Origin of the sequence: Nonomuraea solani, assembly GCF_900108335.1 — a bacterium.
Taxonomy (GTDB): domain Bacteria; phylum Actinomycetota; class Actinomycetes; order Streptosporangiales; family Streptosporangiaceae; genus Nonomuraea; species Nonomuraea solani.
Map to the genome: position 1 here is coordinate 1 of NZ_FNVT01000009.1, position 24,960 is coordinate 24,960.

General features: G+C 70.7%; 21 protein-coding genes and 2 pseudogenes. 7 read left to right on the forward strand and 16 right to left on the reverse strand.

Annotated features, from left to right (window positions below):
- The coding region (chrA, locus tag C4V41_RS29725; RefSeq protein ID WP_103959282.1) for a chromate efflux transporter at window positions 1-1,220 on the reverse strand (1,220 nt) is incomplete at its 3' end.
- A gap of 218 nt (window positions 1,221-1,438) precedes the next feature.
- A pseudogene (locus C4V41_RS64420) lies at window positions 1,439-1,540 on the reverse strand (DNA-binding transcriptional regulator); the annotation flags it as partial.
- A gap of 150 nt (window positions 1,541-1,690) precedes the next feature.
- On the opposite strand from C4V41_RS64420, the gene C4V41_RS60900 reads away from it, so the two are divergent.
- Entirely contained in the window at window positions 1,691-2,227 is a 537-nt protein-coding gene (locus tag C4V41_RS60900; protein ID WP_146103825.1) for a hypothetical protein, read from the forward strand.
- A gap of 372 nt (window positions 2,228-2,599) precedes the next feature.
- Here the strand turns inward: C4V41_RS60900 and C4V41_RS29745 are convergent, their stop codons facing one another.
- Genes C4V41_RS29745 through C4V41_RS29755 form a run of 3 tightly spaced genes read right to left on the reverse strand, consistent with a single transcriptional unit; the run spans window position 2,600 to window position 7,025 of the window.
- On the reverse strand, window positions 2,600-3,007 hold the full coding sequence (locus C4V41_RS29745) for a hypothetical protein (RefSeq protein ID WP_103959283.1): 408 nt from the start codon (window positions 3,005-3,007) through the stop codon (window positions 2,600-2,602).
- A gap of 25 nt (window positions 3,008-3,032) precedes the next feature.
- Window positions 3,033-4,271, reverse strand: coding sequence for a serine hydrolase domain-containing protein (locus C4V41_RS29750; protein WP_103959284.1), 1,239 nt, complete (start codon window positions 4,269-4,271; stop codon window positions 3,033-3,035).
- A gap of 45 nt (window positions 4,272-4,316) precedes the next feature.
- The gene (locus C4V41_RS29755) at window positions 4,317-7,025 is read right to left on the reverse strand and encodes a helix-turn-helix transcriptional regulator (protein ID WP_103959285.1); all 2,709 of its coding nucleotides are present in this window, start codon (window positions 7,023-7,025) and stop codon (window positions 4,317-4,319) included.
- A gap of 81 nt (window positions 7,026-7,106) precedes the next feature.
- On the opposite strand from C4V41_RS29755, the gene C4V41_RS29760 reads away from it, so the two are divergent.
- A complete protein-coding gene (locus C4V41_RS29760) occupies window positions 7,107-7,895 on the forward strand; it encodes an alpha/beta fold hydrolase (RefSeq protein WP_103959286.1) in 789 nt (262 codons plus the stop codon).
- A 153-nt stretch (window positions 7,896-8,048) separates the two neighbouring features.
- On the opposite strand, the gene C4V41_RS29770 is transcribed toward C4V41_RS29760, so the two are convergent.
- The 9 genes from C4V41_RS29770 to C4V41_RS29815 form a co-directional block, all read right to left on the reverse strand.
- On the reverse strand, window positions 8,049-10,523 hold the full coding sequence (locus tag C4V41_RS29770) for an ATP-binding protein (RefSeq protein ID WP_235030479.1): 2,475 nt from the start codon (window positions 10,521-10,523) through the stop codon (window positions 8,049-8,051).
- A gap of 61 nt (window positions 10,524-10,584) precedes the next feature.
- Entirely contained in the window at window positions 10,585-11,385 is an 801-nt protein-coding gene (locus C4V41_RS29775) for a potassium-transporting ATPase subunit C (protein WP_103959288.1), read from the reverse strand.
- The gene (kdpB, locus tag C4V41_RS29780; RefSeq protein ID WP_103959289.1) at window positions 11,385-13,451 is read right to left on the reverse strand and encodes a potassium-transporting ATPase subunit KdpB; all 2,067 of its coding nucleotides are present in this window, start codon (window positions 13,449-13,451) and stop codon (window positions 11,385-11,387) included. Before kdpB ends, C4V41_RS29775 begins: the two co-directional genes overlap by 1 nt.
- Window position 13,452: 1 nt before the next feature.
- The gene (kdpA, locus tag C4V41_RS29785; protein ID WP_103959290.1) at window positions 13,453-15,105 is read right to left on the reverse strand and encodes a potassium-transporting ATPase subunit KdpA; all 1,653 of its coding nucleotides are present in this window, start codon (window positions 15,103-15,105) and stop codon (window positions 13,453-13,455) included.
- Window positions 15,105-15,194 (reverse strand): K(+)-transporting ATPase subunit F, encoded by a 90-nt coding sequence (kdpF, locus tag C4V41_RS29790; RefSeq protein ID WP_103959291.1) that lies wholly within the window; start codon window positions 15,192-15,194, stop codon window positions 15,105-15,107. The genes kdpA and kdpF overlap by 1 nt, the downstream gene beginning before the upstream one ends.
- Window positions 15,195-15,550: 356 nt before the next feature.
- Window positions 15,551-16,654: a glycoside hydrolase family 68 protein gene (locus tag C4V41_RS29800; protein WP_200824310.1), complete on the reverse strand. Its 1,104-nt coding sequence runs from the start codon at window positions 16,652-16,654 to the stop codon at window positions 15,551-15,553.
- A 4-nt stretch (window positions 16,655-16,658) separates the two neighbouring features.
- Window positions 16,659-17,483: a carbohydrate ABC transporter permease gene (locus C4V41_RS29805; RefSeq protein ID WP_103959293.1), complete on the reverse strand. Its 825-nt coding sequence runs from the start codon at window positions 17,481-17,483 to the stop codon at window positions 16,659-16,661.
- On the reverse strand, window positions 17,480-18,358 hold the full coding sequence (locus tag C4V41_RS29810; protein ID WP_103959294.1) for a carbohydrate ABC transporter permease: 879 nt from the start codon (window positions 18,356-18,358) through the stop codon (window positions 17,480-17,482). The genes C4V41_RS29805 and C4V41_RS29810 overlap by 4 nt, the downstream gene beginning before the upstream one ends.
- A gap of 8 nt (window positions 18,359-18,366) precedes the next feature.
- Entirely contained in the window at window positions 18,367-19,728 is a 1,362-nt protein-coding gene (locus tag C4V41_RS29815; protein WP_103959295.1) for an ABC transporter substrate-binding protein, read from the reverse strand.
- A gap of 139 nt (window positions 19,729-19,867) precedes the next feature.
- Between C4V41_RS29815 and C4V41_RS29820 the strand changes: the two genes are divergently transcribed.
- Entirely contained in the window at window positions 19,868-20,926 is a 1,059-nt protein-coding gene (locus tag C4V41_RS29820; protein WP_103959296.1) for a LacI family DNA-binding transcriptional regulator, read from the forward strand.
- 4 nt (window positions 20,927-20,930) lie between these two features.
- Here C4V41_RS29820 and C4V41_RS29825 read toward each other — a convergent pair whose 3' ends face one another.
- The gene (locus C4V41_RS29825; protein WP_103959297.1) at window positions 20,931-22,124 is read right to left on the reverse strand and encodes an ATP-grasp domain-containing protein; all 1,194 of its coding nucleotides are present in this window, start codon (window positions 22,122-22,124) and stop codon (window positions 20,931-20,933) included.
- A 51-nt stretch (window positions 22,125-22,175) separates the two neighbouring features.
- Here C4V41_RS29825 and C4V41_RS29830 point away from each other — a divergent pair, with 51 nt between their 5' ends.
- The 4 genes and pseudogenes from C4V41_RS29830 (at window position 22,176) to C4V41_RS29845 (ending at window position 24,701) form a co-directional block, all read left to right on the forward strand.
- Window positions 22,176-22,727, forward strand: coding sequence for a TetR/AcrR family transcriptional regulator C-terminal domain-containing protein (locus C4V41_RS29830; RefSeq protein ID WP_103959298.1), 552 nt, complete (start codon window positions 22,176-22,178; stop codon window positions 22,725-22,727).
- A 27-nt stretch (window positions 22,728-22,754) separates the two neighbouring features.
- Window positions 22,755-22,832 (forward strand): annotated as a pseudogene (locus C4V41_RS29835) (VOC family protein); the annotation flags it as partial.
- Window positions 22,833-22,914: 82 nt separating this feature from the next.
- Window positions 22,915-24,078, forward strand: a complete 1,164-nt coding sequence (locus tag C4V41_RS29840) for a cytochrome P450 (RefSeq protein WP_200824311.1) — start codon at window positions 22,915-22,917, stop codon at window positions 24,076-24,078.
- Between the two features lie 71 nt (window positions 24,079-24,149).
- Entirely contained in the window at window positions 24,150-24,701 is a 552-nt protein-coding gene (locus C4V41_RS29845) for a dihydrofolate reductase family protein (protein WP_200824312.1), read from the forward strand.
- A 64-nt stretch (window positions 24,702-24,765) separates the two neighbouring features.
- Here the strand turns inward: C4V41_RS29845 and C4V41_RS65420 are convergent, their stop codons facing one another.
- Window positions 24,766-24,894, reverse strand: coding sequence for a hypothetical protein (locus C4V41_RS65420; protein WP_268808685.1), 129 nt, complete (start codon window positions 24,892-24,894; stop codon window positions 24,766-24,768).
- Window positions 24,895-24,960 lie beyond the last annotated feature (66 nt).

A 24,960-nucleotide genomic window follows, 5' to 3' on the forward strand; every position in this document is an offset into this window, starting at 1 on the left:
TCGGGGAGCGGGAGGTTGAAGGGGCCCCACGTCCAGGTGAAGGTGCGCCCGAACAGGGTGTGCTCGGCGAAGTAGAGCGCCAGGTTGGCGATGACGCCCACCACCGAGGCGGTGATGCCGGTCAGCGCCGCGCTGATGGCCGCGTTGTGCCGCAGCTTTTCGACGTACGGGGCGCCGAGAAAGATGAACAGGAAGCACGGCACGAACGTCACCCACGTGGTCAGCAACGCTCCCAGCAGCGCGCCGCCCCACGGCGTCAGCAGTCCGGGGTCGCGGTAGGCACCGAGGAAGGCGACGAACTGCACCACCATGATGAGCGGGCCCGGCGTGCTCTCGGCCAGCGCCAGGCCGCGCACCATCTCCCCCGGGCTCAGCCAGCCGTAGACCTCCACGGCCCGCTGGGCGACGAACGCCAGCACCGCGTACGCGCCGCCGAAGGTGACCACCGCCGTGCCGGAGAAGAACAACCCCTGGGTGGTGAACACGCTGTCCGTGCCGAGGAACAGCGCCACCGCGGCCACCGGCAGCCACCAGACGGCCAGCCCGACGGCGAGGATCTTGATCGCCGACCGCCGGCTGGGCTGGGCGTGGTGCAGCGCGTCGTCGGGGATCAGCGGGGCCGGGCCGCCGTCGCCGCCGTGCCCGTCGCTCTTCGTGAGGACCTGCGGGGCCAGCCGGTGCGCCGTCCAGCCGATGAGCGCGGCGACGGCGATCACGATCGGGAACGGCACCCCGAACAGCGCCAGCGCGCCGAAGGCGGCCACCGCGACGGCAACGAACAGCGGGTGGGTCAGCGAGCGCCTGGCGACCCGGATGACGGCCTGGGCGACGATCGCCAGCACCGCCGGGGCGATCCCGGCGAACAAGGCGGTCACCACACCGGTGTCCTGCCACACGATGTAGACGGCCGACAGGGCGAGCAGCGCGAGCATGCCGGGCAGCACGAACAACGTGCCGGCGACCAGCCCGCCACGGGTGCCGTTCAGCAGCCAGCCCACGTAGATGGCCAACTGCTGGGCTTCGGGTCCGGGCAGCAGCATGCAGTAGTTGAGGGCGTGGTTGAAACGCTGCTGGCCGATCCAGCGCTTCTCCTCCACCAGGGTGCGCTGCATGACGGCTATCTGCCCGGCCGGGCCGCCGAACGTCTGCAGCGAGATGCCGAACCACGCCCGCACGGCCTCCCGGAACGGGATCACGTCGCGGGTCGCTTCAGCGGTCATGGCAGCCTCTCAGCGGGCGGGCGCACACAGCCCCCATGGTCGCACGGCCTCAGCCGGCGGTCGCTCGGGTACCGGCCGGCGAGACGGCGCAGGTGCGCGAGGAGTTCCGGCGGCCCGGTGACGTCGAATTCCGAGCCGAGCAGGCCCAGGTGGACGCCGAGTGTCTCGACCGTGTCCGCACCGGTGTGCAGAGCGTGCTGACCCGGCGCCGCAGCCGCGACGGTCCGCCCGCTCATCCCGAGACGCTCGGAGAGTCCGGCGCCGGTCCAGTCGCGTGAGGTTTGCAGAAGGGAGAGCAGCCGCAGGAGTATGCGCTTCAACGTCTGGCTGATGAAAACCGCAAAATGTCCTGTGATTGCCCTGGAGTCGACTTCGGATTACTAGACAATCATGCGGAGAAGCGGTGAACGCCGGCAACTTCACCTAGGGCGCCATTGTCAGGTAGGCGTCTTCATCGGGAGGTTAGTTTGATGATCGAGCTTCGTCGGCCGGCAATCGTGGTCATGGTGGCACTGGCCATGATGTTCTGCCTGGCATCGCCCGCACGCGCTGGGATCGGCGTCGGCTCCTGGGTGAGCAGCCCTCAGCCGCTGTACCAGTGTCCGGCCACCTACTGCAACCAGGGCCAGGCCTATCCGGGCAACGACCTGGCGAACGTCTGTTATACGGCGAGTGGCGGGCATTTCTGGGACCTGGTCTTCAATCGAGCCAACGGCCATACCGGATTCATCCCGGAACCGAACCTGGGAGCCGGCTCCCCCAGGTCATCCCAGCCATGTTCCACCGTGCCGCACGGGGGCCGGGTCCTTAGGGATCAGCCGATGTATCAATGTCCGGCCACCCATTGCAACCAGGGTCAGGCGTACGTCGGCAACGACATTGCCTTCATGTGCTCCGTGCGTGCCGGAGGAGTGACTTGGGCGTGGGCTTTCAACCACGGCAACGGGCACGAGGGGTTCATGAACAGCTACTACGACCACACCGGGGGCCCGCTCCCTACTTGTTGAGCCACCCGCGCTCCTGGCGTGCTCGCGGTGATCCCGCGAAGCGGGATCATGACGTGTGGCCGCGATGGCAGTAACCGAACCGTCAGTGGCGCCACTTGGCCGGCAACCGGCGCCCTGCCGCAGCCGTTGAGAGACCACATGCCAGGGGCTTCTAGGCTCGCGGGATCGAAGACGCCTTCTCAAGATTCCCCGGCCATGAGGAGCGGAACCGTCCTGATGGCACGGGAGGGTTCACGACATGACCGAGATCCGCGAATTCCGCATCGACATCCCGCAGGCGGACCTGGACGACCTGGCCCGGGTCCGCTGGAGCGACGAGTTGCCCGACGCCGGCACCGACCACGGCGTCCCACAGCAGTACCCCGCCAGGGGTCAGGCGGCGTCGAGGGCTTCGGTGATCTTGCGGGTCATGTCGGCCAGGGTCGGGCTGGGCGGGCCCTGGTGGGGGCGGGTGGCCGCTTCGATGGCGACCAGGACGGTGCGGCGGAAGTTGTCGGCTTCCGCCGGGTCCTGCCGCTTGAGCAGGCCCATGGACGCGGTCAGGGCCGGCAGGACCTGGTCGGCGATCGCGGCCACGGACGCGTTGTCGAGTTTCATGTCCTTGGGGTATTCGGCGAGCACGTGCCCGACCGGGCCGGTGGCCGAAGCCAGGGCGATGGAGCCCTCGGTGGCGGCCTTGTGCGGCTTGCCGGCGGCGTCGGCGGCGGCCATCAGCGAGATGGCGCCCCAGGCGGCGGTGCGCAGGGTGGTCTTGTCCTGGTCGGTGAAGGTAATCGTCATGATGGTGTGCTCCTTCGAAAGCGTGTTAGTTGTCGAGGGCCTGGTAGAGCGTGGTCCAGAAGTCGTTGATGAGGTGCACCGGGTCGGGCACGGAGGTGCCGACCTGGGTGAGCAGGATGCCGACGAGTCCGTTGGCGGGGTCGGCGTAGGTGGAGGTGCCGCTGCCGCCGTCCCAGCCGAACTGGCCCAGGGGCGCGTAGTCGCCCACGTAGGTGCGCACCGCCATGCCCAGGCCCCAGCCGCCGTGCTGGCCCTGGCCGAAGGAGATGTGCACGTTGTTGACGGCCAGGGCGTGCCTGGCGGCCGCTTGTTCGGGAGTGAGCCGGTTGGTGGTCATCAGCTCGACGGCGGGCCGGGACAGGATCCGCCGGCCCTGGTGGGTGCCGCCGTTGAGCAGCATCCGGAAGTAGGCGTGGTAGTCGTCGGCGGTGGAGGACATTCCGCCGCCGCCTGACTGGAAGGCCGGGGGCGCGCTGTGCCGGCCGCCTTCGGCCTCGTCCCAGATGAGGTATTCGCCGGTCTGCGGGTCGGGGGCGTACAGCGGCGGCAGCCGGTCGAGTTTGCCGGCGGGCACGTGGAAGCCGGTGTCCTTCATGCCGAGCGGGTCCAGAATGCGCTCGCGCAGGAACGTCTCGAACGGCTGGCCGCTGACCCGGGCGACCAGCACGCCGAGCAGGTCGTTGCCGATGTGGTACTGCCACTGCTCGCCGGGCTGGTGCATCAGCGGCAGCGCGCCCAGGCGGCGCATCCATTCGTCCGGCTCGGGCTGCGGTTCGGCGCCGGCGGGGGTGAGGTTCTGCTCGAAGACCGCGCCCATGATCGGGGTGCCCAGCGCGGTGAAGTCCATGCCGAGCCCGAAGGTGCAGGTCAGCACGTCCCGTACGGTGATCGGCCGCCGGGCCGGCACGGTGTCGTCCAGCGGGCCGTCGATCCGCTTGAGCACCTTGCGGTCGGCCAGCTCCGGCAGCCATCCGTCCACCGGGTCGTCCAGCCGCAGCCGGCACTCGTCCAGCAGCACCATCGCCGCCGCCATCGACAGCGGCTTGGAGGTGGAGGCCATCCGGAAGATCGTGTCCCGCCGCATCGGCGCGCCGCCCTCGCGGCGCATCGTGCCCATCACCTCGACGTGCGTCTCATCGCCCCGGCTGATCAGCGCGACCAGGCCGGGGATCTTCTTCGACTCGACGTGCCGGGCCAGCAGGTCGCGCACCCGGCGCAGCCCCGTCGCGGTGAAACCCTTGCTGTTGTGTTCGTGGTTCGCCATGCCGAGAACGCTAGGCAGTGGGCCAGGTGGGCCGAATCTGTCGCGTTACCGAAGATCCATGCGGGCGAGTTCGTGGCGGGAGGCCACTCCGAGCTTGGGATACGCCTTGTACAGGTGATGACTGACGGTACGAGGGCTCAGGAACATCTGCGCGGCGATGTCGCGGTTGCTCATGCCCGCGGCGGCCAGCCGTACGACCTGCAGTTCTTGCGGGGTGAGCTGCGCCAGTAAGTCAAGCGTCTGCTCGCGGGCCGGCGGGGTCTCGCCGGTGGCCCGCAGCTCGGACGACGCCCGCTCGGCCCAGAGGGTGGCGCCCAGGCGGAGGAAGATGTCCAGCGCGGCGCGGAAGTGCGGGCGGGACTCGGCGCGGCGGCGGCCGCGCCGCAGATGTTCGCCGTAGAGCAGCTCCGTCCTGGCCTGCTCGAAGGGCACCACGCTGAGCCCGTGCAGCTGTACGGCCTGCGCGAACAGCCGCTCAGCCGCCTCACCCTCGGCGAGGAGCGCCTGGCAGCGCAGGGCGATGGCGGTGATCCACGGCTGCTCCGCCATCCGCGCCCACGCGGCCAGGCGCGCGCACGGCTCGGCGGCCAGGTCGGGCTGCCCGGCGCGGACGGCCGCCTCGACGTAACTCGCGTGGTGGGCGTAGGTGCGGTTCATGGCGAACAGGCTGCCCGAGGCCTCCTCCGCGCTCCACTGCACCCTCTTCAGGATGTCGTCGTAGCGGCCCACGCTGAGGTCGAGGAGATCACGGGCGTCCAGGCACTCGGTCCCGCTCTCCGTGATGCCGTGGCGCAGGATGTCGTCGGTGAGCTCGTCGCATCGCGCCTCGTCGCCCTGGATCGCCGCCAGGCAGGCCAGCAGCCCGGCCAGGTGCCTGCCGTAGTGGGTTCGCGCCGTGTCCTGGGCGATCTGCAGCCCTTCTGACGCGGTGACCGCCACGTCCCGATACCGCCCGAGGATCAGCTGGGCACGGCCCAGATAGAGCAACGCCTTCGGGAGCACGCCGATGGCGCCCTGGGCGCGGCAGTCCCGCACGATGGCGACGGCGTCGTCGTGAGCCGCCTCGACATCGGCCACCCAGAGCAGCCACGAGTGCAAGATCAGCCGCTCTCGCGGACCGCGCTCCAGATCGCCCTTCACCGTGTCGGCGAGTCCGAGCAGGGGCGCGGTATCGTCGTCGGCCAACTGCGCGATCGCGGCCGTCACGCCGGCCAGAAGGGGATCGGCCGACTGCGCCGAGGTGCGCGCGGCCAGGTCGGTGATGGCGGGCAGGTCGCCTTCCGACCACACGGAGGCGACGGCGTTGAGGAACAGGAACGCGGCCTCGCCGGGCGCCTCCTCGGCGATCCGGCCGGCCACCTGAGCCAGCTCCACGGCCTGCGCGCCGTGTTCCTGCTCCTGGGCGATGGTGATCCGCATCCTGGCCAGGCGCGCCAGGGCGCCCGGCCGGCTGGTGGAGGCGACGGTCTGCTCGTCCAGGGCGGTGGCGAGCTGGGTCTGACCGGCGTCCGCCGCGGCCTCGGCGGCGCGGGCCAGCCGCTCCGCCCGCCGTTCCGGGTCGGCGGTGAGCTTCGCGGCGCGCTGGTAGGCGACGGAGACGGCGGTGTGCCCACCGCGTACGGAGGCCTCCTCCGCGATGCGCTCCAGGTCGGTCGCGAGGTCCTCGTCGGGGCCGAGCGCGGCGGCGCTCAGGTGCCAGGTGCGGCGATCCAGATCGCCGCGCGCGCCGTGCACGTTGGCCAGAGCCCGATGTACGGCGAGCCGCCTGGTGACCGTCGCCTCCCGGTACGCGGCCGACCGCACCAGAGGATGGCGGAAGGTGAGGCGGCCGTCCACGAACCCGATCAGGCCGCTCACCTCCACCGGCTCAAGGTCGTCGAGCCCGATCCCGAGGAACTCCCCCGCGGCCAGGACCACGTCCAGCCCGCCGCTCTCCTCCGCGGCGGCGATCAGCACCAGCAGCCGCGACCCGGCGGGCAGCGCGCGCACCCGCTGGGCGAACTGCTCCTCCAACCGGCCGGACAACTGCTGGCCGCCCATCTGGAAGGCCTCGACGGGCAGCTCGCCCGCCCGCTGCGCCGGGGTCAGCGCGCCCGGCAGTTCGAGCAGGGCGAGGGGGTTGCCCTGGGCTTCGTCCAGGATCTGGTCGCGTACGTGTGGCGCCAGGCCCGCCGAGTGCTCGGCCAGCAGGGCGGCGCTGGCCGTACCGGAAAGGCCGTGCAGCCGCAGGTCGCGCAGGCCGGGCGCGCTGAACGGCACGCCGTCGCGGACCGCGAAGATCATCGCGATGCCTTCCGCGTCGAGGCGTCTGCTGGCGAACAGCAGCGCGTCCGCGGACGCCTGGTCCAGCCACTGCGCGTCGTCGATCACGCACAGCAGCGGCCGGTCCTCGGCCAGCTCGCTGAGCAGCGACAGGGTGGCGAGCCCGACCATGAACCGCTCGGCGGGCCGGGCGTCGGTCAGCCCGAACATCCCGCGCAGCGCAGCCGCCTGCAGCGGCGGCAGGGCGGTGAGCCGGTCGGCGAACGAGCCGAGCAGCAGGTGCAACCCGGCGAAGGCCAGCCCGGCCTCGGTCTCCACGCCCACGCCGCGCAGGATCCGCATGTCGGTGGCGGCGTTCTCCGCGTAGTTCAGCAGCGCGCTCTTGCCGATGCCCGCCTCGCCGCGGACCACGACGGCTCCGCTGCGCCCGGCGCCGGCCTGGAGGAGCAACTGGTCGATGACCGCGCGCTCGGCCTCGCGTCCGTGGAGCAACGGATCTCCTTACTGATGGGCCAACGCCAGTCTTGTTACTGATTCGGACCTGCAGGGACATAGCCTAGCGTCGTACGCTCAATGAGCATTTATTACGAAAAGCGTGGCAGTGGACCGATCCTGGTGATCTCCCAGAGCGGTGAGGGCGACGCCGGGCGCAGCGTCGACCTCGTCGACCGGCTCGCCGACGACTACACCGTGGTCACCTACGACCGGCGCGGACTGTCGCGCAGCGCCATGGACGGGCGGGTGGCCGGTGTCACGGTGACGGAGCACGCCGACGATCTCCACCACCTGCTGACCGAGCTCACCGATCAGCCTGTACGCGTGCTCGGCAGCGGCATCGGCGCGGTCATCGGGCTGCACCTGGCGATCGGTCACCCGGCGCAGGTCGGTCTGCTCGTCGCCCATGAGCCGGCCGCGCCGTCGCTGCTGCCCGGCGAAGAGCGCCTGGGCTACGAGCGCGAGCTGGCCGAGATCCAGGAGATCCACCGGCGGGACGGCGTGGCGGCCGCGCTCAAGGCCGTCGCCAGATCGGCCGGCGTCGACCTGTCCCACGCGGGCGCGGAATCCGGCCTGACGCCGCAGCCGCTGACGCCGCGGCGGGTGGTCAATTTCGGCTTCCTCATCGAGCACGACTTCACCGCGCTGAGCCGTGACACCGTCGACCACGCGGCGCTGCGGGACACGACGGTCCGCATCGTGCCCGCGCACGGCCGGGCGACGCCGCGCACCGCCTTCGCCTACCGGTGCGCCGTCGAGCTGGCGGCCCTGCTCGGCAGAGACCTCACCGAGTTCCCCGGGGGGCACGACGGTGACACGACCCACCCGCGCGCGTACGCGGCCCACCTGCTCGAAGTGCTCGACTGATCGTGGCCCGGGGCCGTGCGCACCGCCGGTCTCCGGCTCCCTGGACACCATCGTCGGCGCGGGTGACGGGCTCCGTACCGTCTCGATCATCGACCTGCTTCCCGAAAGCCACGTCTGGGCGGACCACCAGCTCGACGCCGATGAGGACGCGCGTCACGACGTGCCCGCCATGGGCAGCGTGAGGATCATGGTGAGTCCTCCTCCTGGGGTCTCTTCGGGTACGAGGGTGCCGCCCATCGCCTCGGTCAGGCCGCGGGACAGCGCCAGGCCGAGGCCGACGCCGGAGTGGTTGTCGCGGTCGCCGAGCCGCTGGAACGGCTGGAAGACCCGGTCGTGCGCCTCGGGCGGGATGCCGGGGCCGCGGTCCATGATCCGGATCTCCACGCGCTCGCCGTGCCGGCTGGCGGTGATCAGCACCGTGTGATCCGGCGGGCTGTAGCGGACGGCGTTGGCCATGACGTTCACCAGGACCCGCTCCAGCAGGGCCGGGTCGGCGAGGATCTCGGGGAGTTCGACGGAGATGTCGCCTTCGACGCGGTCGCGGAGCGGCCCGAGGTCGTCGATGGCGCGCGGGATGATCTCTTCCAGGGCGATCGGCACCGGGGTGGCGCCGAGGACGCCGGCCTGCAGGCGGCTCATGTCGAGCAGGTTCGCCACCAGGCGGTCAAGTTTGTCCAGGGACTCGGCGGCGGTGGCCAGCAGTTCGGCGCGGTCGTGCTCGCTCCAGGCGACGTCGGTGCCGGCCAGGCTCTCGACGGCGGCCTTGGCGGAGGCGAGCGGGGTGCGCAGGTCGTGGCTGACGGCGGCGAGCAGCGCGGTGCGCATGCGGTCGGCCGCGGCCAGCGGGCGGGCCAGCTCGGCCGCCTCCTGCAGGCGTTCCTGCCGCAGGGCGACGGCGGCCTCGGCGGCGAACGCCTCCAGCACGGTGCGGTCGGCGGCCTCCAGCAGGCCGCCCTTGGCGGCCAGGATCAGGTCGTCGTCGATGACCACGTCGGTGTCGGACCGGCCGGGGCAGGTGGCGGGGGCGCCGCCGGAGGTGGCCACGATCCGCCAGGCGCCGGGATCGGCCCGCACGTCCGGCGTGCGGGCCGCCTCGGGCCGTCGTTCCAGCAGGGTGACCGAGGTCAGGCCGAACGTCTCGCGCGTGCGGTCCAGCAGCGACGACACGGCGGCCTGGCCGCGCAGCACGTGCCCGGCCAGGGTGGACAGCAGCTCGGCGTCGGCGCTCGCCCGGGCGGCCTCGCGGGTGCGGCGGGCGGCGATGTCCACGATGGTGCTCACCGCGGCCGCCACCAGCACGAACACGCCCAGCGCGAAGAGGTTCTCCGGGTCGTTGATGGTGAACTCGCCGACCGGCGGTGTGAAGTACCAGTTGAGCAGGAGTGAGCCGCCGACCGCAGTGGTGATGGCCGGCCACATGCCGCCGACCAGCGCCACGGCGACGGTCAGGCTGAGGAAGAACAGGATCTCGCTGGGCAGCGACACCACGCCCTGGAACGACCACAGCAGCGACGTCACCAGCGGCATCCCGGCCAGGGCCAGCGCCCAGCCGGTCAGCCGCCGCTTGCGGGTGAGCGCGGCCCGCGAGAGGGCCGGGCGGCGCCGCCCTTTCCTGGCCTCGGCGTGGGTGATCATGTGGACGTCGATGGAGCCGGACCGGGCGGTCGTCTCCACGCCGACGCCGCGCGAGAAGAGCTGCGCGAACCGGCCGCGCCGGGAGGCGCCGAGGACGAGCTGGGTGGCGTTGACGCCGCGGGCGAAGTCGAGCAGCGCGCGCGGGATGTCGTCGCCGGAGACCTGGTGGTAGCTGCCGCCCATGTCCTCGACCAGGGTGCGCTGGCGGGCCAGGCTGGCCGGGTCGGCCCCGGCCAGCCCGTCGGCGCTGGTCACGTGGACGGCGAGCAGGTCGGCGCCCTTGGTGCGGGCCGCGATGCGGGCGGCCCGGCGCACCAGGGTGTCGCCCTCGGGGCCGCCGGTCAGCGCGACCACCACGCGTTCGCGGGCCTCCCAGGTGGTGGCGATGCCGTGGTCGGCGCGGTAGCGGTCGAGCTGGTCGTCGACCTTGCCCGCCACCCACAACAGCGCCAGCTCGCGCAGCGCGGTCAGGTTGCCGACGCGGAAGTAGTTCGACAGCGCCGCGTCCACCTTCGCGGGCGCGTAGACGTTGCCGTGCGCCATCCGGCGGCGCAGCGCCTCGGGCGCCATGTCGACCAGCTCGACCTGGTCGGCGCGGCGGACCACCTCGTCGGGTACGGTCTCGCGCTGCGGCACGCCGGTGATCTCCTGGACGACGTCGTTGACCGACTCCAGGTGCTGGATGTTGACCGTGGAGACGACGTCGATGCCGGCGTCGAGGATGGCGTCGATGTCCTGCCAGCGCTTGACGTTCTTCGAGCCGGGCACGTTGGTGTGGGCCAGCTCGTCGATCAGCGCCACCTTCGGCGCCCGCGCGATGACCGCGTCGGTGTCCAGTTCGGTGAAGGTGGCGCCCCGGTAGACGATGGTCTTGCGCGGGATCACCTCCAGGCCGTCCAGCAGGGCGGCGGTGCGGGGGCGGCCGTGGGTCTCGACGAACCCCACGACCACGTCCCGGCCGCGTTCGATCGCGCGGCGGCCCTCGCCGAGCATCGCGTACGTCTTGCCCACCCCGGGCGCCGCCCCGAGGTAGACCCGCAGCCGCCCTCGCACGTCAGGCTCCGTCGAGGGCCAGGTTGAGTTCGAGCACGTTCACCGCGGGCTCGCCCATGAAGCCGAGCGCCCGGCCGGTGGTGTGCTCGCCGATCAGCGCCTTGACCCGGTCGAGGGTGAGGCCGCGCTCCTTCGCCACCCGTGGCGCCTGCAGCTCGGCGTAGGCGACGGAGATGTGCGGGTCGAGGCCGGAACCGCTCGCGGTGACCGCGTCGGCGGGGACCTTCGCGGTGGCGTCGCCGCGCACGGGGACGGTGCGGCCGGCCGCGTAGTCCTCGCCCGGCTTCGCGCACTCCACCTTCAGCCCCTGGTAGGTGGTCACGAAGGGGGCGGCGGGGCAGGCCTGGTTCACGCTGACGACGCGGTCGGGAAAGACCTTGAGCACCGCGCCCACCCCGTCGGGCGTGCAGTACGGGCGGGCGCCGCTGACGCCCTCCAGTTCCCCGACCGCCTTGGAGCGGGCGCACACCTGGGTGAGCAGCGACTTCCTGTCGGGTGTGTCGATGACGTCCTCGGGGCCGAGGTTGCTCGCGCCGGTCGAGGTGGGGTCGTAGCCGTCACCGGCGGCCGACGGCCTGGACTGGAAGTACTTCCTGACGGGGTTGCCGTCCCGGTCGGTGAAGGATTGGCCGATGAGCGCGCTGCCGCCCTTGACCATGGAGCCGTTGGCCTGGTGGTCGAAGAGCGCCTGGGCGACGCCGGTGGCGGCCAGGGGGTAGATCAGGCCGAGCAGCACGGTCAGTACGGCGACCGCGCGGATCGCGGCGAGGTGCTGGCGGAGCCAGCTGGGCAGACGGTCCATTACGACATCCCCGGAAGGAACTGGATCAGCAGGTCGATGAGCTTGATGCCGGCGAACGGGACGACGATCCCGCCCAGGCCGTAGACGTACAGGTTGCGGGAGAGCAGTTTGGAGGCGCTGGACGGGCGGTAACGGACCCCGCGCAGGGCCAGCGGGATCAGCGCGACGATGACCAGGGCGTTGAAGACGACCGCCGACAGGATCGCCGACTGCGGGCTGGCCAGGCGCATGATGTTGAGCGCGTCCAGGCCCGGGTAGACCGCCGCGAACATGGCCGGGATGATCGCGAAGTATTTCGCGATGTCGTTCGCGATCGAGAACGTGGTCAGGGCCCCGCGCGTGATCAGCAGTTGCTTGCCGATCTCGACGATCTCGATGAGCTTGGTCGGGTTGGAGTCGAGGTCGACCATGTTCCCGGCCTCTTTGGCGGCGCTCGTGCCGGTGTTCATGGCGACGCCGACGTCCGATTGGGCCAGGGCGGGCGCGTCGTTGGTGCCGTCGCCGGTCATCGCGACCAGGCGGCCGCCCTCCTGCTCCTTCTTGATCAGCGCGAGCTTGTCCTCGGGGGTGGCCTCGGCCAGGAAGTCGTCCACCCCGGCCTCGTCGGCGATGGCCTTGGCGGTCAGCGGGTTGTCGCCGGTGATCATGACGGTACGGATGCCCATGCGGCGCATCTCGTCGAACCGTTCGCGCATGCCCTGCTTGACGACGTCCTTGAGGTGGATCACGCCCAGCACGCGGCCCTGTTCGGCCACCACCAGCGGGGTGCCGCCGGAGGCCGAGATGCCGTCCACGATGTGCCCGATCTGGTCGGTGGGGTGGCCGCCGTGGTCGCGTACCCATTTCATGACCGCGGTGGCGGCGCCCTTGCGGACCTGCCGGCCCGCGAAGTTCACGCCGGACATGCGGGTCTGCGCGGTGAACGGCACCCACTCGGCGCCGTGGATCTCGCGTTCGCGCAGGCCGTGGCGTTCCTTGGCGAACACCACGATCGAGCGGCCCTCGGGGGTCTCGTCGGCGAGGCTGGACAGCTGCGCCGCCTCGGCCAGCTCCCGCTCATCGATCCCGTCCACCGGGACGAACTCGGCCGCCTGCCGGTTGCCCAGCGTGATCGTGCCGGTCTTGTCCAGCAGCAGCGTGGACACGTCGCCCGCGGCCTCGACGGCCCGCCCGGACATGGCCAGGACGTTGCGCTGGACCAGGCGGTCCATGCCGGCGATGCCGATGGCCGACAGCAGCGCGCCGATCGTGGTCGGGATCAGGCAGACCAGCAGGGACACCAGCACGACGCCGGTCACGCCGTCGGCGCTGAGCGCGAGCGAGTCCGGTACGCCGGGGTTGATGGACTTCGAGTAGATCGCGAGGGGCTGCATGGTGGCGGTGGCGACCAGGAAGATGATCGTCAGGGCGGCCAGCAGGATGTTGAGGGCGATCTCGTTGGGGGTCTTCTGCCGGTTCGCGCCCTCGACCAGGGCGATCATGCGGTCGATGAAGCTCTCGCCGGGCTTCTGCGTGATCCGGACGATGATCTTGTCGGAGAGCACCTTGGTGCCGCCGGTCACGGCCGACCGGTCGCCGCCGGACTCGCGGATCACCGGGGCGGACTCGCCGGTGATGGCCGACTCGTCCACCGAGGCGATGCCCTCGATCACGTCGCCGTCGCCCGGGATGGTCTCACCGGCCTCGACCACGACGAGGTCGCCCTGCCGCAGCTCGACGGCGGGCACCGCCTCCTCGGCGGAGCCGACCAGACGGCGGGCCATGGTGTCGGTCTTGGCCTTGCGCAAGGTGGCGGCCTGGGCCTTGCCGCGTCCTTCGGCGACGGCCTCGGCCAGGTTGGCGAAGATCGTGGTCAGCCACAGCCACACGACGATGGCCCAGGCGAAGAACGACGGGTCGAGGACCGCCAGCACGGTGGTGAACACCGCGCCGATCTCCACGATGAACATCACCGGGTTGCGCCACAGCGTGGCCGGGTTGAGCTTCTTCAACGCGTCCGGCAGCGAGCGGACCATCTGCCGCGGGTCGAACAGGGCGCCCCGCTTCTCCAGCGTGGGGGTCGACATGTCAGGACAGTCCTTCTGCGATGGGGCCGAGCGCGAGCGCCGGGAGGAAGGTGAGGGCGACCAGGATGATCGTGACGCCGACGACCAGGCCGACGAACTGCGGCCGGTGGGTCGGCAGCGTGCCCGCGCCCTCGGGTACGGGCGACTGCCGGGCCAGCGAGCCGGCCAGGGCCAGCACCAGGATGATCGGCAGGAACCGGCCGAAGACCATGCACAGGCCGAGCGCGACGTCGTACCAGGGGGTGTTGACCGTCAGGCCGGCGAAGGCGGAGCCGTTGTTGTTGGAGGCGCTGGTGAAGGCGTAGAGAACCTCGGACAGGCCGTGCGGGCCGGCGTTGAGCATGCTCGCCCGCTGCTCGGCCGAGCCCATCGCGAACGCCGTGCCGATCAGCACCAGCGTCGGGGTGACCAGGAAGTACAGCGAGGCCAGCTTGATCTCGCGGGCGCCGATCCGCTTGCCGAGATATTCGGGGGTACGGCCGACCATCAGGCCCGCCACGAACACCGTGATCACGGCCAGGATCAGCATGCCGTAGAGCCCGGCGCCGACCCCGCCCGGCGCGACCTCGCCGAGCATCATGTCGAACAGCGTCATCATGCCGCCGAACGGCGTGTAGGAGTCGTGGAAGGAGTTCACCGCGCCCGTCGAAGTGAGCGTCGTGGCCGCGCCGAACGTGGCGGAGTTCGCGACGCCGAAGCGCACCTCCTTGCCCTCCATGGCCGCGCCGACCGCCTGCGGCACGGTTCCGCCGGCCGCCAGTTCGAACACGTTGGTGAGCAGCACGCTCGCCAGGGCGAGGACGCCCATCACGGCGAGGATGGCGTACCCCTGCCGGACCTGGCCGACCATCCGGCCGAACGTACGCGGCAGGGCGAACGGGATCACCAGGATCAGCAGGATCTCGAACCAGTTCGTCCAGCTCGTGGCGTTCTCGAAGGGGTGGGCGGAGTTGGCGTTGTAGAAGCCGCCGCCGTTGGTGCCCAGCTCCTTGATGGCCTCCTGGGAGGCGACCGGGCCGCCGGTGATCGCCTGGGTGCCGCCGGTCAGCGTGGTCACCTCGTGCGGGCCGACGAAGTTCTGGATCAGCCCTCCGGCCACCAGGATCAGCGCGCCGACGAACGCGATCGGCAGCAGGATGCGGATCGTGCCACGGACCAGGTCCACCCAGAAGTTGCCGATCGTCTCGGACCTGCGGCGGGCGAAGCCGCGTACCAGGGCGATCGCCACGGCCATGCCGACCGCGGCCGACACGAAGTTCTGCACCGCGAGCGCCGCCATCTGGGTCAGATGGCCCATCGTGGACTCGCCCGAGTACGCCTGCCAGTTGGTGTTGGTGACGAAGCTGATCGCGGTGTTCCAGGCGATGTGGTCGGTGACCGGCGCCATGCCCACGCTCAGCGGCAGCTTGTCCTGCAGGCGCTGGATGCCGTACACGACCAGGACCGAGACCAGCGAGAACGCCAGCAGAGCGCGCGCGTAGACGCCCCAGCTCTGCTCGGCGTCGGCGCGCACCCCGAGCAACCGGTAGATGCCGCGCTCGGCCACGTTGTGCTTCGCCGAGGTGTAGACCCGGTACATGTAGTCGCCGAACGGCTTGTGCACCAGGGCCAGGACGGCGATCAGGGATCCGATGAAGATCAGGCCCGCGGTCATCAGAAACGCTCCGGGAACAGCAGCGCCGCCACGATGAAGATCACCAGTGCCACGACCACGACGAGGCCGGTGGCATTGATCGCGCTCACAGGCGCTCCACCGCCTTCACGACGTACCCGAAGATCACGAAGATCGCGATCGTCAGGGCGACGAAGATGACGTCTGCCATCCCTGCTCCTCAATTCCGGAACTTGTGCCTACCGCCCGGGATGAGCGGTATATGACCAAGGAAAACTCCGAGATTGACCCGTTTAGCCCTTCTTGACGGCTTCCATATGAGCGGGGCCTGATTCTTGACGCGATCTGTACGCGACACATCGGCCGGGCGGCGAGGGCCGATAATGGCGTGTGCCGTTCACCGTGATCCATGTCGCTTGCTACGTGCTCATGTGGCACGGGTGGAGCGCGAGAAGGTCGGCGCGCACCCCGCCGACGTCACGGGTGATCAAAATTCCTGGGCTGGGGCGACGGACGTGGTCGTCCCGTTCAGAGTGAGCTTGAGCATGGGCGCGATGGTGCCGCCGAAATGGGCTCGGGCCTCCGTGGCTTCCGCGTGCCGGAGATCTCCGCCCTGCCGTGATCGGTAGTTCGCGAAGCCGGCCACGTGCAGGTCGGGCAGCACCAGCCACGCGTAGGCCTGGTCGGGTTCGGCGGCAGGGTTCTGGATCACGAGCCCGGAGCCGTTGAGCGGCTCGTACGGTCCGGTCAGGCCGGGCGCGGCGAAGCCGTAGAGGCCGGTGGGCGCGCGATCGGCCGGGTGGAACGAGTGCCGCTGGGTGCTGAAGAAGAGGTAGTACCACGACCGGTGGACGACGACGTGCGGCCGTTCCAGCTCCCGGTTGACGCCCTCGGCCACGATGAGCGGCGGGAGCAGCGACCAGGCGCCGGCCCGTCGCCCGGCCACCGCGATGGCGCCGGTGAAGCGGTCGCCCCAGGCGGTGGACGCGGCGATGAGCAGGTGGTCGCGCCCGTCGGCGGGGTCGCGGAACCAGCCGGGATCGCGGAAGGCCCTGATGTTCCCCGGTGACCCGTCGACCTCCTCGGCCGGCAGGTACGTCCGGCCGTCGGAGCGGAGGATCTCCCGATGCGGAGCGTCATCGAGACGCGCCTCGATGACGCTCTGCCGGAACGTGGGCCGTGCTTCGCCTCGCCGGCCGGCGGCCGTGTAGTACACCGACACCGTGCCGCCGGGCCGGCGGATCGCCGATCCCGACCACTCGCGGCTGCCGGGCGAGGCCCCGTCGGCGAAGGCGTTCCCGAGGTCTTTCCACCTGTCGCCGTTCCTGGCGAGCAGCCGGATCCTGGCCTGGTCGTGGCGCCCTTCCGGGTGGCCGAGGGCGGGCGCCGACAGCGCCATCCACATCTCGTGGCCGTCGATCAGGGAGGTCGAGCCGTCCTCCTCCTGGACGGGCCACAGGTCCCAGAGATCGTGGTCCGGCAGGATCCGGGGCAGGGCCGTGGGGTCGAAGACGGGCGCGGTGGTCGCGGGGGTCTCGATGAGCCGGTCGAGGTGCCGGCTGGTCCAGAGGGCCGGTCGGCCACTGTTCACGCCGTCAGCCTTTCAGGGAGCCCTGGAGCAGGGCCTTGACGAAGTGACGCTGGAAGATGAGGAAGATCGCCAGCGTGGGTGTCAGGATCAGCAGCGATCCGGCGCACAGCAGCGGGATGTCGGTCCCCCACTGGCCCTGGAAGGCGCCCAGCGCGCCGGACATCGTGCGTTCGGCCGGGTCGTCGACGAGGACGATCGCCAGCAGGAACTGGTTCCAGGTCCACAGGAACAGCAGGATGCCCAGGGACGAGATCGCCGGCATGGCCAGAGGGACGTGGATGCGGCGGAACAACTGCCACACGTTGGCGCCGTCCATCCGTGCGCTTTCGGACAGTTCTCCCGGCATGTTGATGAAGTGCGCGCGCATCCAGAAGACGGAGAACGGCATGAACAGGCCGATGAGCGGCAGGATGATCGCCCAGCGCGTGTTCAGCAGCCCCATGTCGCGGACCTGGTAGTACAGCGGCGTGATGATGCCCTCGAAGGGCAGGGTCAGGCCGAGGACGAACAGCAGGAAGACCGCGCGGCCGCCGATCACGCGCAGGTGGCCGATGGCGAAGCCGGCCATCGTACCGAGCAGGATCGAGATCGGGACCACGCCCAGCACGATGAGGAAACTCGACTTCAGCAGCTCGCCCATCTTCGCCGCCTCGAAGGCCCGCGGGAAGTTGCCCCACTGCGGGTCGCCGGGCCAGGCGAGTCCGGCCGGGTAGGTCCCGGAGGGGTGCAGGGCGGTGACGAACAGGCTGAGGAACGGCAGGAGCGTGACCGCCATCATGACGACGAGCAGCAGCCTGCCGGTCCATGCCTCTCGCCCGGCGAGGATCATCGGTTGCCGTCCTTTGCGAACCACTGGATGGGAAGGGCGCAGGCGATCACGAGGAGCATGAGGACCATGGCCAGGGCCGAGGCCGTCCCCACCTCCCGTTCGGAGAAGGCCAGGTAGAAGATCTGCAGGCCGGGCACCATGGTCGTGTTGCCGGGGCCGCCCTGGGTGGAGATGTAGATGATGTCGAAGCTCGCCAGGGCCGCGATCACGGTCACGGTGACGCAGACCGCGATCTCCTGGCGCAGGCTGGGGACCGTGATGGAGAGGAACTCCCGCCACGGCCCGGCGCCGTCGAGGCGGGCGGCCTCGTACAGTGCCGGGTCGATCTTGCTCATGCCGGCCAGGAGCAGCAGCGTGCAGAGGCCGAGCAGCACCCATGCGCCGATCATGCCGACCGCCGGCAGGGCGGTGGCGAAGTCGCCCAGCCAGGCGCGGGTCACGCCGCCGAGGCCGACGAGCGAGAGGAGCTGGTTGATCACCCCGGTGGAGGCCAGCAGCCAGCTCCACGCGATGCCGGCCGCGACCAGCGGGATGACCTGCGGCAGGAACAGCACGGTGCGCGCCACGAGGGCGAGCCGGCTCTGGGCGATGCGCCTGATCGTGGCGGCGATCGCCAGGCCGAGCACGACCGGCATCGCGCTGAAGAAGACGATCAGCTTGAAGGCGTTCACCAGCGAGTCGAACAGGTCGGGGTCGGTGAAGACCTTGCCGTAGTTGGCCGCCCCGGCCCAGGTGGACGGGCCGATGCCGTCCCACTCGTACAGCGAGTACTGGAACGTCAAGGCGATCGGGCGCAGGACGAAGACCGCGTAGAAGGCGAGCGCGGGGATGATGAACAGCCAGCCGGCCAGGCCGCGGCGCGGGGAGCGGGTCATGACCGCGCTCAGTTCCCTTCGAGCTGGCCGGCGTAGCCGTCCTGGACCGCTTTCAGCAGTCCTTGCGGTGTCTGCTCCCCGGCCACCAGCTTCTGCAGGTTCGGGGTCCAGCTCTTGGCGTAGATGGCGCCGGTGGCGTTGGCGATGAAGTCCATCGCGCCGTTGTCCTTGGCGATGTCCGCTCCGGCGGCGAGGGTGCTCGCGGTGACCTTGTCCGCGGCCACCTCGGGCATGTACGCGTCGGCGGGACCCATCGGGCGTGATCCGCCGACCTCGACGCCGATCTCGCGGGCCCGCTTGTCGGTGGCCACCCAGTTGAGGAAGAAGGCGGCGCAGCCGGCGTTCTTCGCGTTCGCGGCGATGCCGAAGGTGAGGGGCGCCGACATGGCGGCCCGCTTGCCGCCCTGCTGGGCTGGTGGCATCAGCGTGAAGCCGACGTTGCCCGGCATCTGCTTGTCGAGGTTGCCCGACTCCCAGTCGCCGTTGAACATGAACAGGCCCTGGCCGTCGATGAAGCGGCTCATCATCGTCGCGTAGTCGACCGCGTTCACGTCCTTCTGGAAGTAGCCCGCCTTGATCCACTTCTCCAGGTGCTGGGCGGCCCGCGCATTCGATGGGGTGTCGATGGTGGCGCCGGGCTTCTGGAAGATCCAGTCGTTGATCGGTGCGGCCGGGCCGTAGGAGGCCATGAGGTTCTGCAGCGGGAACGCCAGCCCGCCGGTGGCGCCGCCGTTGAACTGCACGATCGGGGTGACGCCCGCGCTCTTGGCCTTGGCCAGCGCGGCGTCGAGCTCCGGCAGCGTGGCGGGCGGTGCGGACATCCCGATCTGGGTGGCGAGCTTCTTGTTGTAGAAGACGCCGGTCATGCTGAAGTTGAGCCCCAGGGCGTACAGCGATCCCTCTCCGCGCGGCCGTCCGCCGGGGCCGAGGCGGAGCTGTTCGAGCTGCGAGGCCGGCCACTTGTCCCAGCCGAAGGACGTGGCGTAGCCGTCGAGGTTCTTCAGCAGGTTGTCCTTGACCAGCTCGGAGACCTGGGGCAGGCGCATCAGGTCGGGCGGGTTGTCCGCCAGGACGCGCGGGGCGTTCTGCGTGATGATCGCGAACTGGTCCTCGCGGATGTTCCAGGTGACGTTCGGGTGCTGCTTGGTGAACTCGGTGGTCAGCGCCTTGGGCAGCGGGAAACCGGTCTCGAAGTAGCCGCTCATCGTGATCGGGGCCGTACCGCACTCGGGTGCGGCGGACCGCGCTGACGCGGTGGTGGCCGCGGGCCGCGGGCTGTCGCTGCCGGGAGCCGCGCAGGCGGCGGCCAGCGTCCCCATGGCGATCACCAGCGCGGCTCCGGCACTGCCGGGGCGAACTCGACGAGCCATGTTGCGTCTCCTCTGCTGCCAGGACATTCGGCGCCGGGCTGATGTCCGTTGCTAAATCGGGTTAGCGCCCGATAGTGTCACCACGCGCGTCGTACGATGTCAACCCCCGCAACCGACTCTTGACGATCGGAGGTCCTGGGTGAGCCCACGACGGGTCACGCTGGCCGATGTGGCCAAAGCCGCGGGCGTCTCCCGCCCGACCGCCTCACTGGTGCTGTCGGGCCGGGGGCGCGAGTTGCGGATCTCTCAGGATGTCGAGCAGCGTGTCGTACGGGCCGCCGACGAGTTGCAGTACCGGCCCAACATCGTCTCCGTGGGCCTGCGTAAGGGCACCTCCCAGACGATCGGCTTCGTCTCCGACACGGTCGCCACCTCGCGCCTGGCCGGCGACATGATCAAGGGTGCGCTGGAGGCCGCCCGCGAGCGTGGCTTCATGCTGTTCATCGGCGAGACGGAAGGTGACGCCGAGCTCGAACGCCTCCTGCTGCAGGCCATGCACGACCGCCAGGTGGACGGGCTCATCCTCGCCTCGATGTTCACCAGGACCATCAAGGTGCCCAAGTCCATCACGGCCGCCTCCGCCGTCCTGCTCAACGCGCTGCCCGAACAGCCCACCCCCCTGCCCTCCGTCCTCCCCGACGAGGTCGAGGCCGGCCGCCGCGCGGCCCGTGTCCTGCTCGACGCCGGCCACCGCGAGGGCATCTACCTGATCGGCGAGGGCCCGCGCGTGCGCGACGTGACCCGGGAGAGCGTCGCGGCGGTGGAACGGCTCGTCGGCATCCGGGAGGCGCTCGGTGAGGCGGGCGTCAAGGTGGCGGGCGGTCGTACCTGCCCCGACTGGCAGCCGGAACACGGCCTCGCCGCGACGCGGGACCTCCTGCGGACCGCGCGCCCGCGGGCGCTGATCTGCTTCAACGACCGGATCGCCATGGGCGCCTACCAGGCACTCGACGATGCCGGGCTCGGCGTTCCGGGCGACGTGTCCGTCGTCTCCTTCGACGACCACCCCATCGCCTCATGGATCAGGCCGGGGCTGACGACCGTGGCACTGCCGCACTACGAGCTCGGCCGCAAGGCCGTCGACGTGCTGTTCGCCCAGATGAACGGCGACCACCCGGATCCCGATCGGCTGGGCGAGGTGCACCGGGTGCCCATGCCCCTGCGCACCCGCGGGTCCATCGCGCCACCGGCCGGCTGACGCCTCACGTTCGATGGTGCAGGATGTGCTGCCAGCCCTCAGGGCTGAGCGCGTACGCGGTCACGCTGCCGGAGGCGAACCACTGCCAGGCGGCGGGACGGACGAGGGTCGCGCCCGTGGCGAACGCCAGCAGCAGACGGCTGCGCGGATCGCGGCCGGCCGGTGTGAGCTCCTCCCTGCTGCCCGCGTACAGGTGTCGCTTGCTGAGGGCCGCTCCCAGCTCGCCGAGCACGCCCCGGCAGGATTTCGTGCGCTGGGCGGCGCCCAGGATGGCCGGCAGGAGTTGGTGGGTGGCCACGCCCGCGGCTCCGGGCGGCTGGGGTGCGGGTGTACGGCCGCGGGCGAGGTCGAGCAGCGGGGTGACGAGGTCCACGCCGGACAGCAGGGCGTTGACCGGCTCGACCAGCCTCGGGTTCAGGTCGATGAAGACCGGGCCGCCGGGGCCGAGGATGACGTCGGCCGACAGCGCCCCGTGCCAGGCGAGCTCGGCTCCCAGACGCGACACGTGGTCGCGCACGGCCGGTAGGTCGACGCTCAGCTTGTGGGTGGCGCCGCCCCTGACGCCCTCCCCCGTTCGCAGGCAGGCGTGGAAGGCGAGTAGCTGGCCCGCGCCGAACACCGACTGGATCATCGCCAGCCGGCCGGGCACCTCGCGCTGCACTAGCAGGGCGCCTGTCGCCTGACCGGCGTGCCAGTGCAGGTCGGCGGCGTCGTTCAGGCGGTGTACGCCGCCGGAGGCGGTGCCGATCGGGGTCTTGAGATAGGCGGGGAAGGCACTCCAGCCGGAGGGGCCGGTGATGACGGCCGAGAGCGGTTGCGGCAGGCCGAGCCGGTCGAGGAGGGCGTACGCGGCGATCTTGTCCTGCGTCTGGGCCAGGGCGGCGAACGGCGGCACGGCGGTGGCGACTCCCTGCTCGCGCAGCAGGCCGGCGGACTTGGACAGCACCGCCACCTGTTCCTGCGTGGGCAGCAGCACGTCGAAGCCGCCGCTCCGGTAGATGGCGACGGCCGCGCGCAGCCAGCCGAACGGGTCGGTGCCGTAGAAGGGTGTCCGGTGGACGCGGCGGACGTGCCGGGTGAAGGCGCAGACGCACATCGGGTCGGGAGAGAGCACCTCGACGTGGTGACCGGCCCGCGACAGCAGGGTGGCGCACTGCCGGGAGGTGAGTCCCGAACCGTCTGACAGCAGGATCCGCATGGCCGCCTCTTCGATGCCGATGAGTAAATATACTCTATATACTTACTCATCATGGGACGCCCCGCGCAGATCGATCGAGCCGCCATCGTGGCCGCCGCCCTGGCCATCGCCGACACCCAGGGCCTGGCCGCCGTCACCATGCCGAGCGTGGCCACCCGGCTCGGCGTCACCGCCATGGCGCTGTATCGCCACGTCGGCGGCAAGGAGGCCCTGCTGGACGCCCTGGTGGAAGCGCTGCTGACCGAGACGCCCCTGCCCCCGGCCGGCCTGACCTGGCAGGAGCGGCTGGAGCGGCTGGCCCACGCGATCCGCGCCACGGCGCTACGCCACCCGGCCGCCTTCCCGCTGCTGCTGCAGCGGCCCGCCGCCACCGACGAGGCCCTGCGGGTCCGCGACTCCGTCTGCTCCGCCCTGGTCGAGGCCGGCCTCTCCCCCGCCGCCGCCGCTCGCGCCGAGCGCCTGATCAGTACGGCGGTGCTGGGCTTCGCGGCCGGCGAGGCGGCGGGCCGCTTCGACCGGCACGCCCGCAGTGTGCGCGACGAGGACTTCGCCTGCCTGTTGTCGGCCATCAGGGCGAGCTGCCTCCGGCAGGTGGAGGCGTAGCCGGTGTCGGCCGCAAGGCCGGCGTTCGACGGGTCGGGGCGGGCCATCCTCGCCGACCCCGAAGGCAACGAGTTCTGCGTCCTGCGCGGCGAATCCGACCGCGCTCCTGACTTGGGGGTTCCCAGGAAGGGCGGCGCGGTGGACGCTGAAGACCTTCTCGGCACGCAATGGCAGTGAGGAGTTCGCCGTGCCACCGATCTTCCCGTTCACCACGCCACCCACGGAAGAAGCCGACCAGGAAGCCCTGCGGCTGCTGGAGCGGGGGCCGGTCGTGCCGGCCACGATGGGGCCGCACGAGGTCTACCTCGCGCTCGGCTACCACGCCGTACGGCAGGTGCTGAGCGACAACCGCTTCAGCCGCGAGGAGGCTATCAAGCCGGGCGGGCCGGTCTACATCCCGTCCGCGTCCAACCCGTTCGTGATCACGAGCATGGACCCGCCCCGGCACGCCCGCATCCGCAAACTCATGTCGCAGACGTTCACCCCGCGCATGGTGGACCGGCTCCAGCCCCGGGTCCAGGCCATCGTCGACGACCTGCTCGACCCGCTGGAACCGCCCGCCGACCTGGTGCGGGACTTCACCGGCCCGCTCCCGGTCATGGTGATCTGCGAGCTGCTCGGTGCCCCTTACGAAGACCGGTCCCAGATCGAGAGCTGGTCGCGCACGCTGACGTCCAATGTGCTGCCCATCGAGGAGATCAGGGCCGCGGAACGGGCGATTCAGGCGTACCTGCGTGACCTCGTCGAGCTCAAACGCCGCGAACCCGACGAGGCGCTGATCGCGGAGCTCGTCCGCGTCAACGACGCCGAGCACCATCTGACGGCGGACGAGCTGGTGTCGAACCTGCAGGTGCTCCTGACCGCCGGCCACGAGACGACGGTCAACCAGCTCGGCAACTTCACGGTGACGCTGCTGCGCGACCCCGGCCAGCTCGCGCTGGTCCGCGACGACCCCGGCCTCATGCCCCAGGCGATCGAGGAGCTCCTGCGCTACAGCAGGCTCAGCAGCGCCGCGCTGCCCAGGGTGACGACGGAGGACGTCCTGCTGGAGGGCGTGCTCATCCCGAAGGGCGCCGCCGTGATGCCCATCGTCGCCGCGGCCAACCGCGACCCGTCCGTCTTCCCCGAGCCGCACCGGTTCGACATCACGCGGCAGGAGCCCGCCCCGCACGTCGCGCTCGGCCACGGGACCCATTTCTGCCTCGGCGCCCACCTGACGAGGCTTGAGCTGCGGGTCGCGCTCACGTCACTGTTCGAGCGCTTCCCGAAGCTCGCGCTCGTCACCGACGACCTGTCCTACGACCCGCTCTCGCCGGGCCGGCGGCTCATGTCGTTGCGGGTGACCTGGTAAGGGAGACCTTAAGCGAACCGTAAGACGGGCCCGCCAGGATACGAGCACATCGAAACGACGGGAGAGACATCATGAGGAAGATCGCCGCCAGCCTGTTCATCTCACTCGACGGGGTCGTCCAGGACCCGGCGGAGTGGCATTTCCCGTACTTCAACGACGAGATGGGCGCGGCCGTGGACGGCCAGATGACCGACACCCTGCTCCTGGGGCGCAAGACCTATGACAGTTTCGCCGGAGCATGGCCGGAGCGGGAGGCCGAGGGCGGCGAGGAGGCCGGCTTCGCCAAGACGCTCGGCGACGCACGGAAGATCGTCGTGTCCCGCCGGCCGCTGGAGTTCACCTGGCGCAACTCCGAGCTCATGAAGGGCGACCTGGTCGAGGCCGTGACCGCGGTGAAGAACGAGCCCGGCGGCACCATCGCCGTGAGCGCCTCGGTCTCGGTGGTACGCCAGTTGCTGGCCGCGGGGCTGCTGGACGAGCTGCACCTGCTGGTGCACCCGATCGCCGTCCGCAAGGGTGAGCGCCTGTTCGACGAGGGCGACGGCTCCGTCCCTCTGGAGCTGATCAAGTCCGAGACGTTCACGACCGGCGTGCTGTACCTGGTCTACCGGCCGGCCAAGTGAGCCCGGCTCCAGAAGCGGTGCTGGTGGTCCTTGACGAAGTCGGCCCGCTTCCAGGCTCCGGAGGTCAGCGACCGCACGTGCCAGCCGGCCTGGCCGCGGTCGTCGCGCAGCCAGGGCCAGCCCTGCTCGCCGCCGCCGTTGGGGTCGCCGCGAACGCGGCCAGCAGGGCGACGGCGAGGCCCATTTTCATCATGTCCGTCTCCTTGGTGATCAGGTGATGGCAGGACCGTAGCCAGATTTGCACGATCGTGTCAAACGA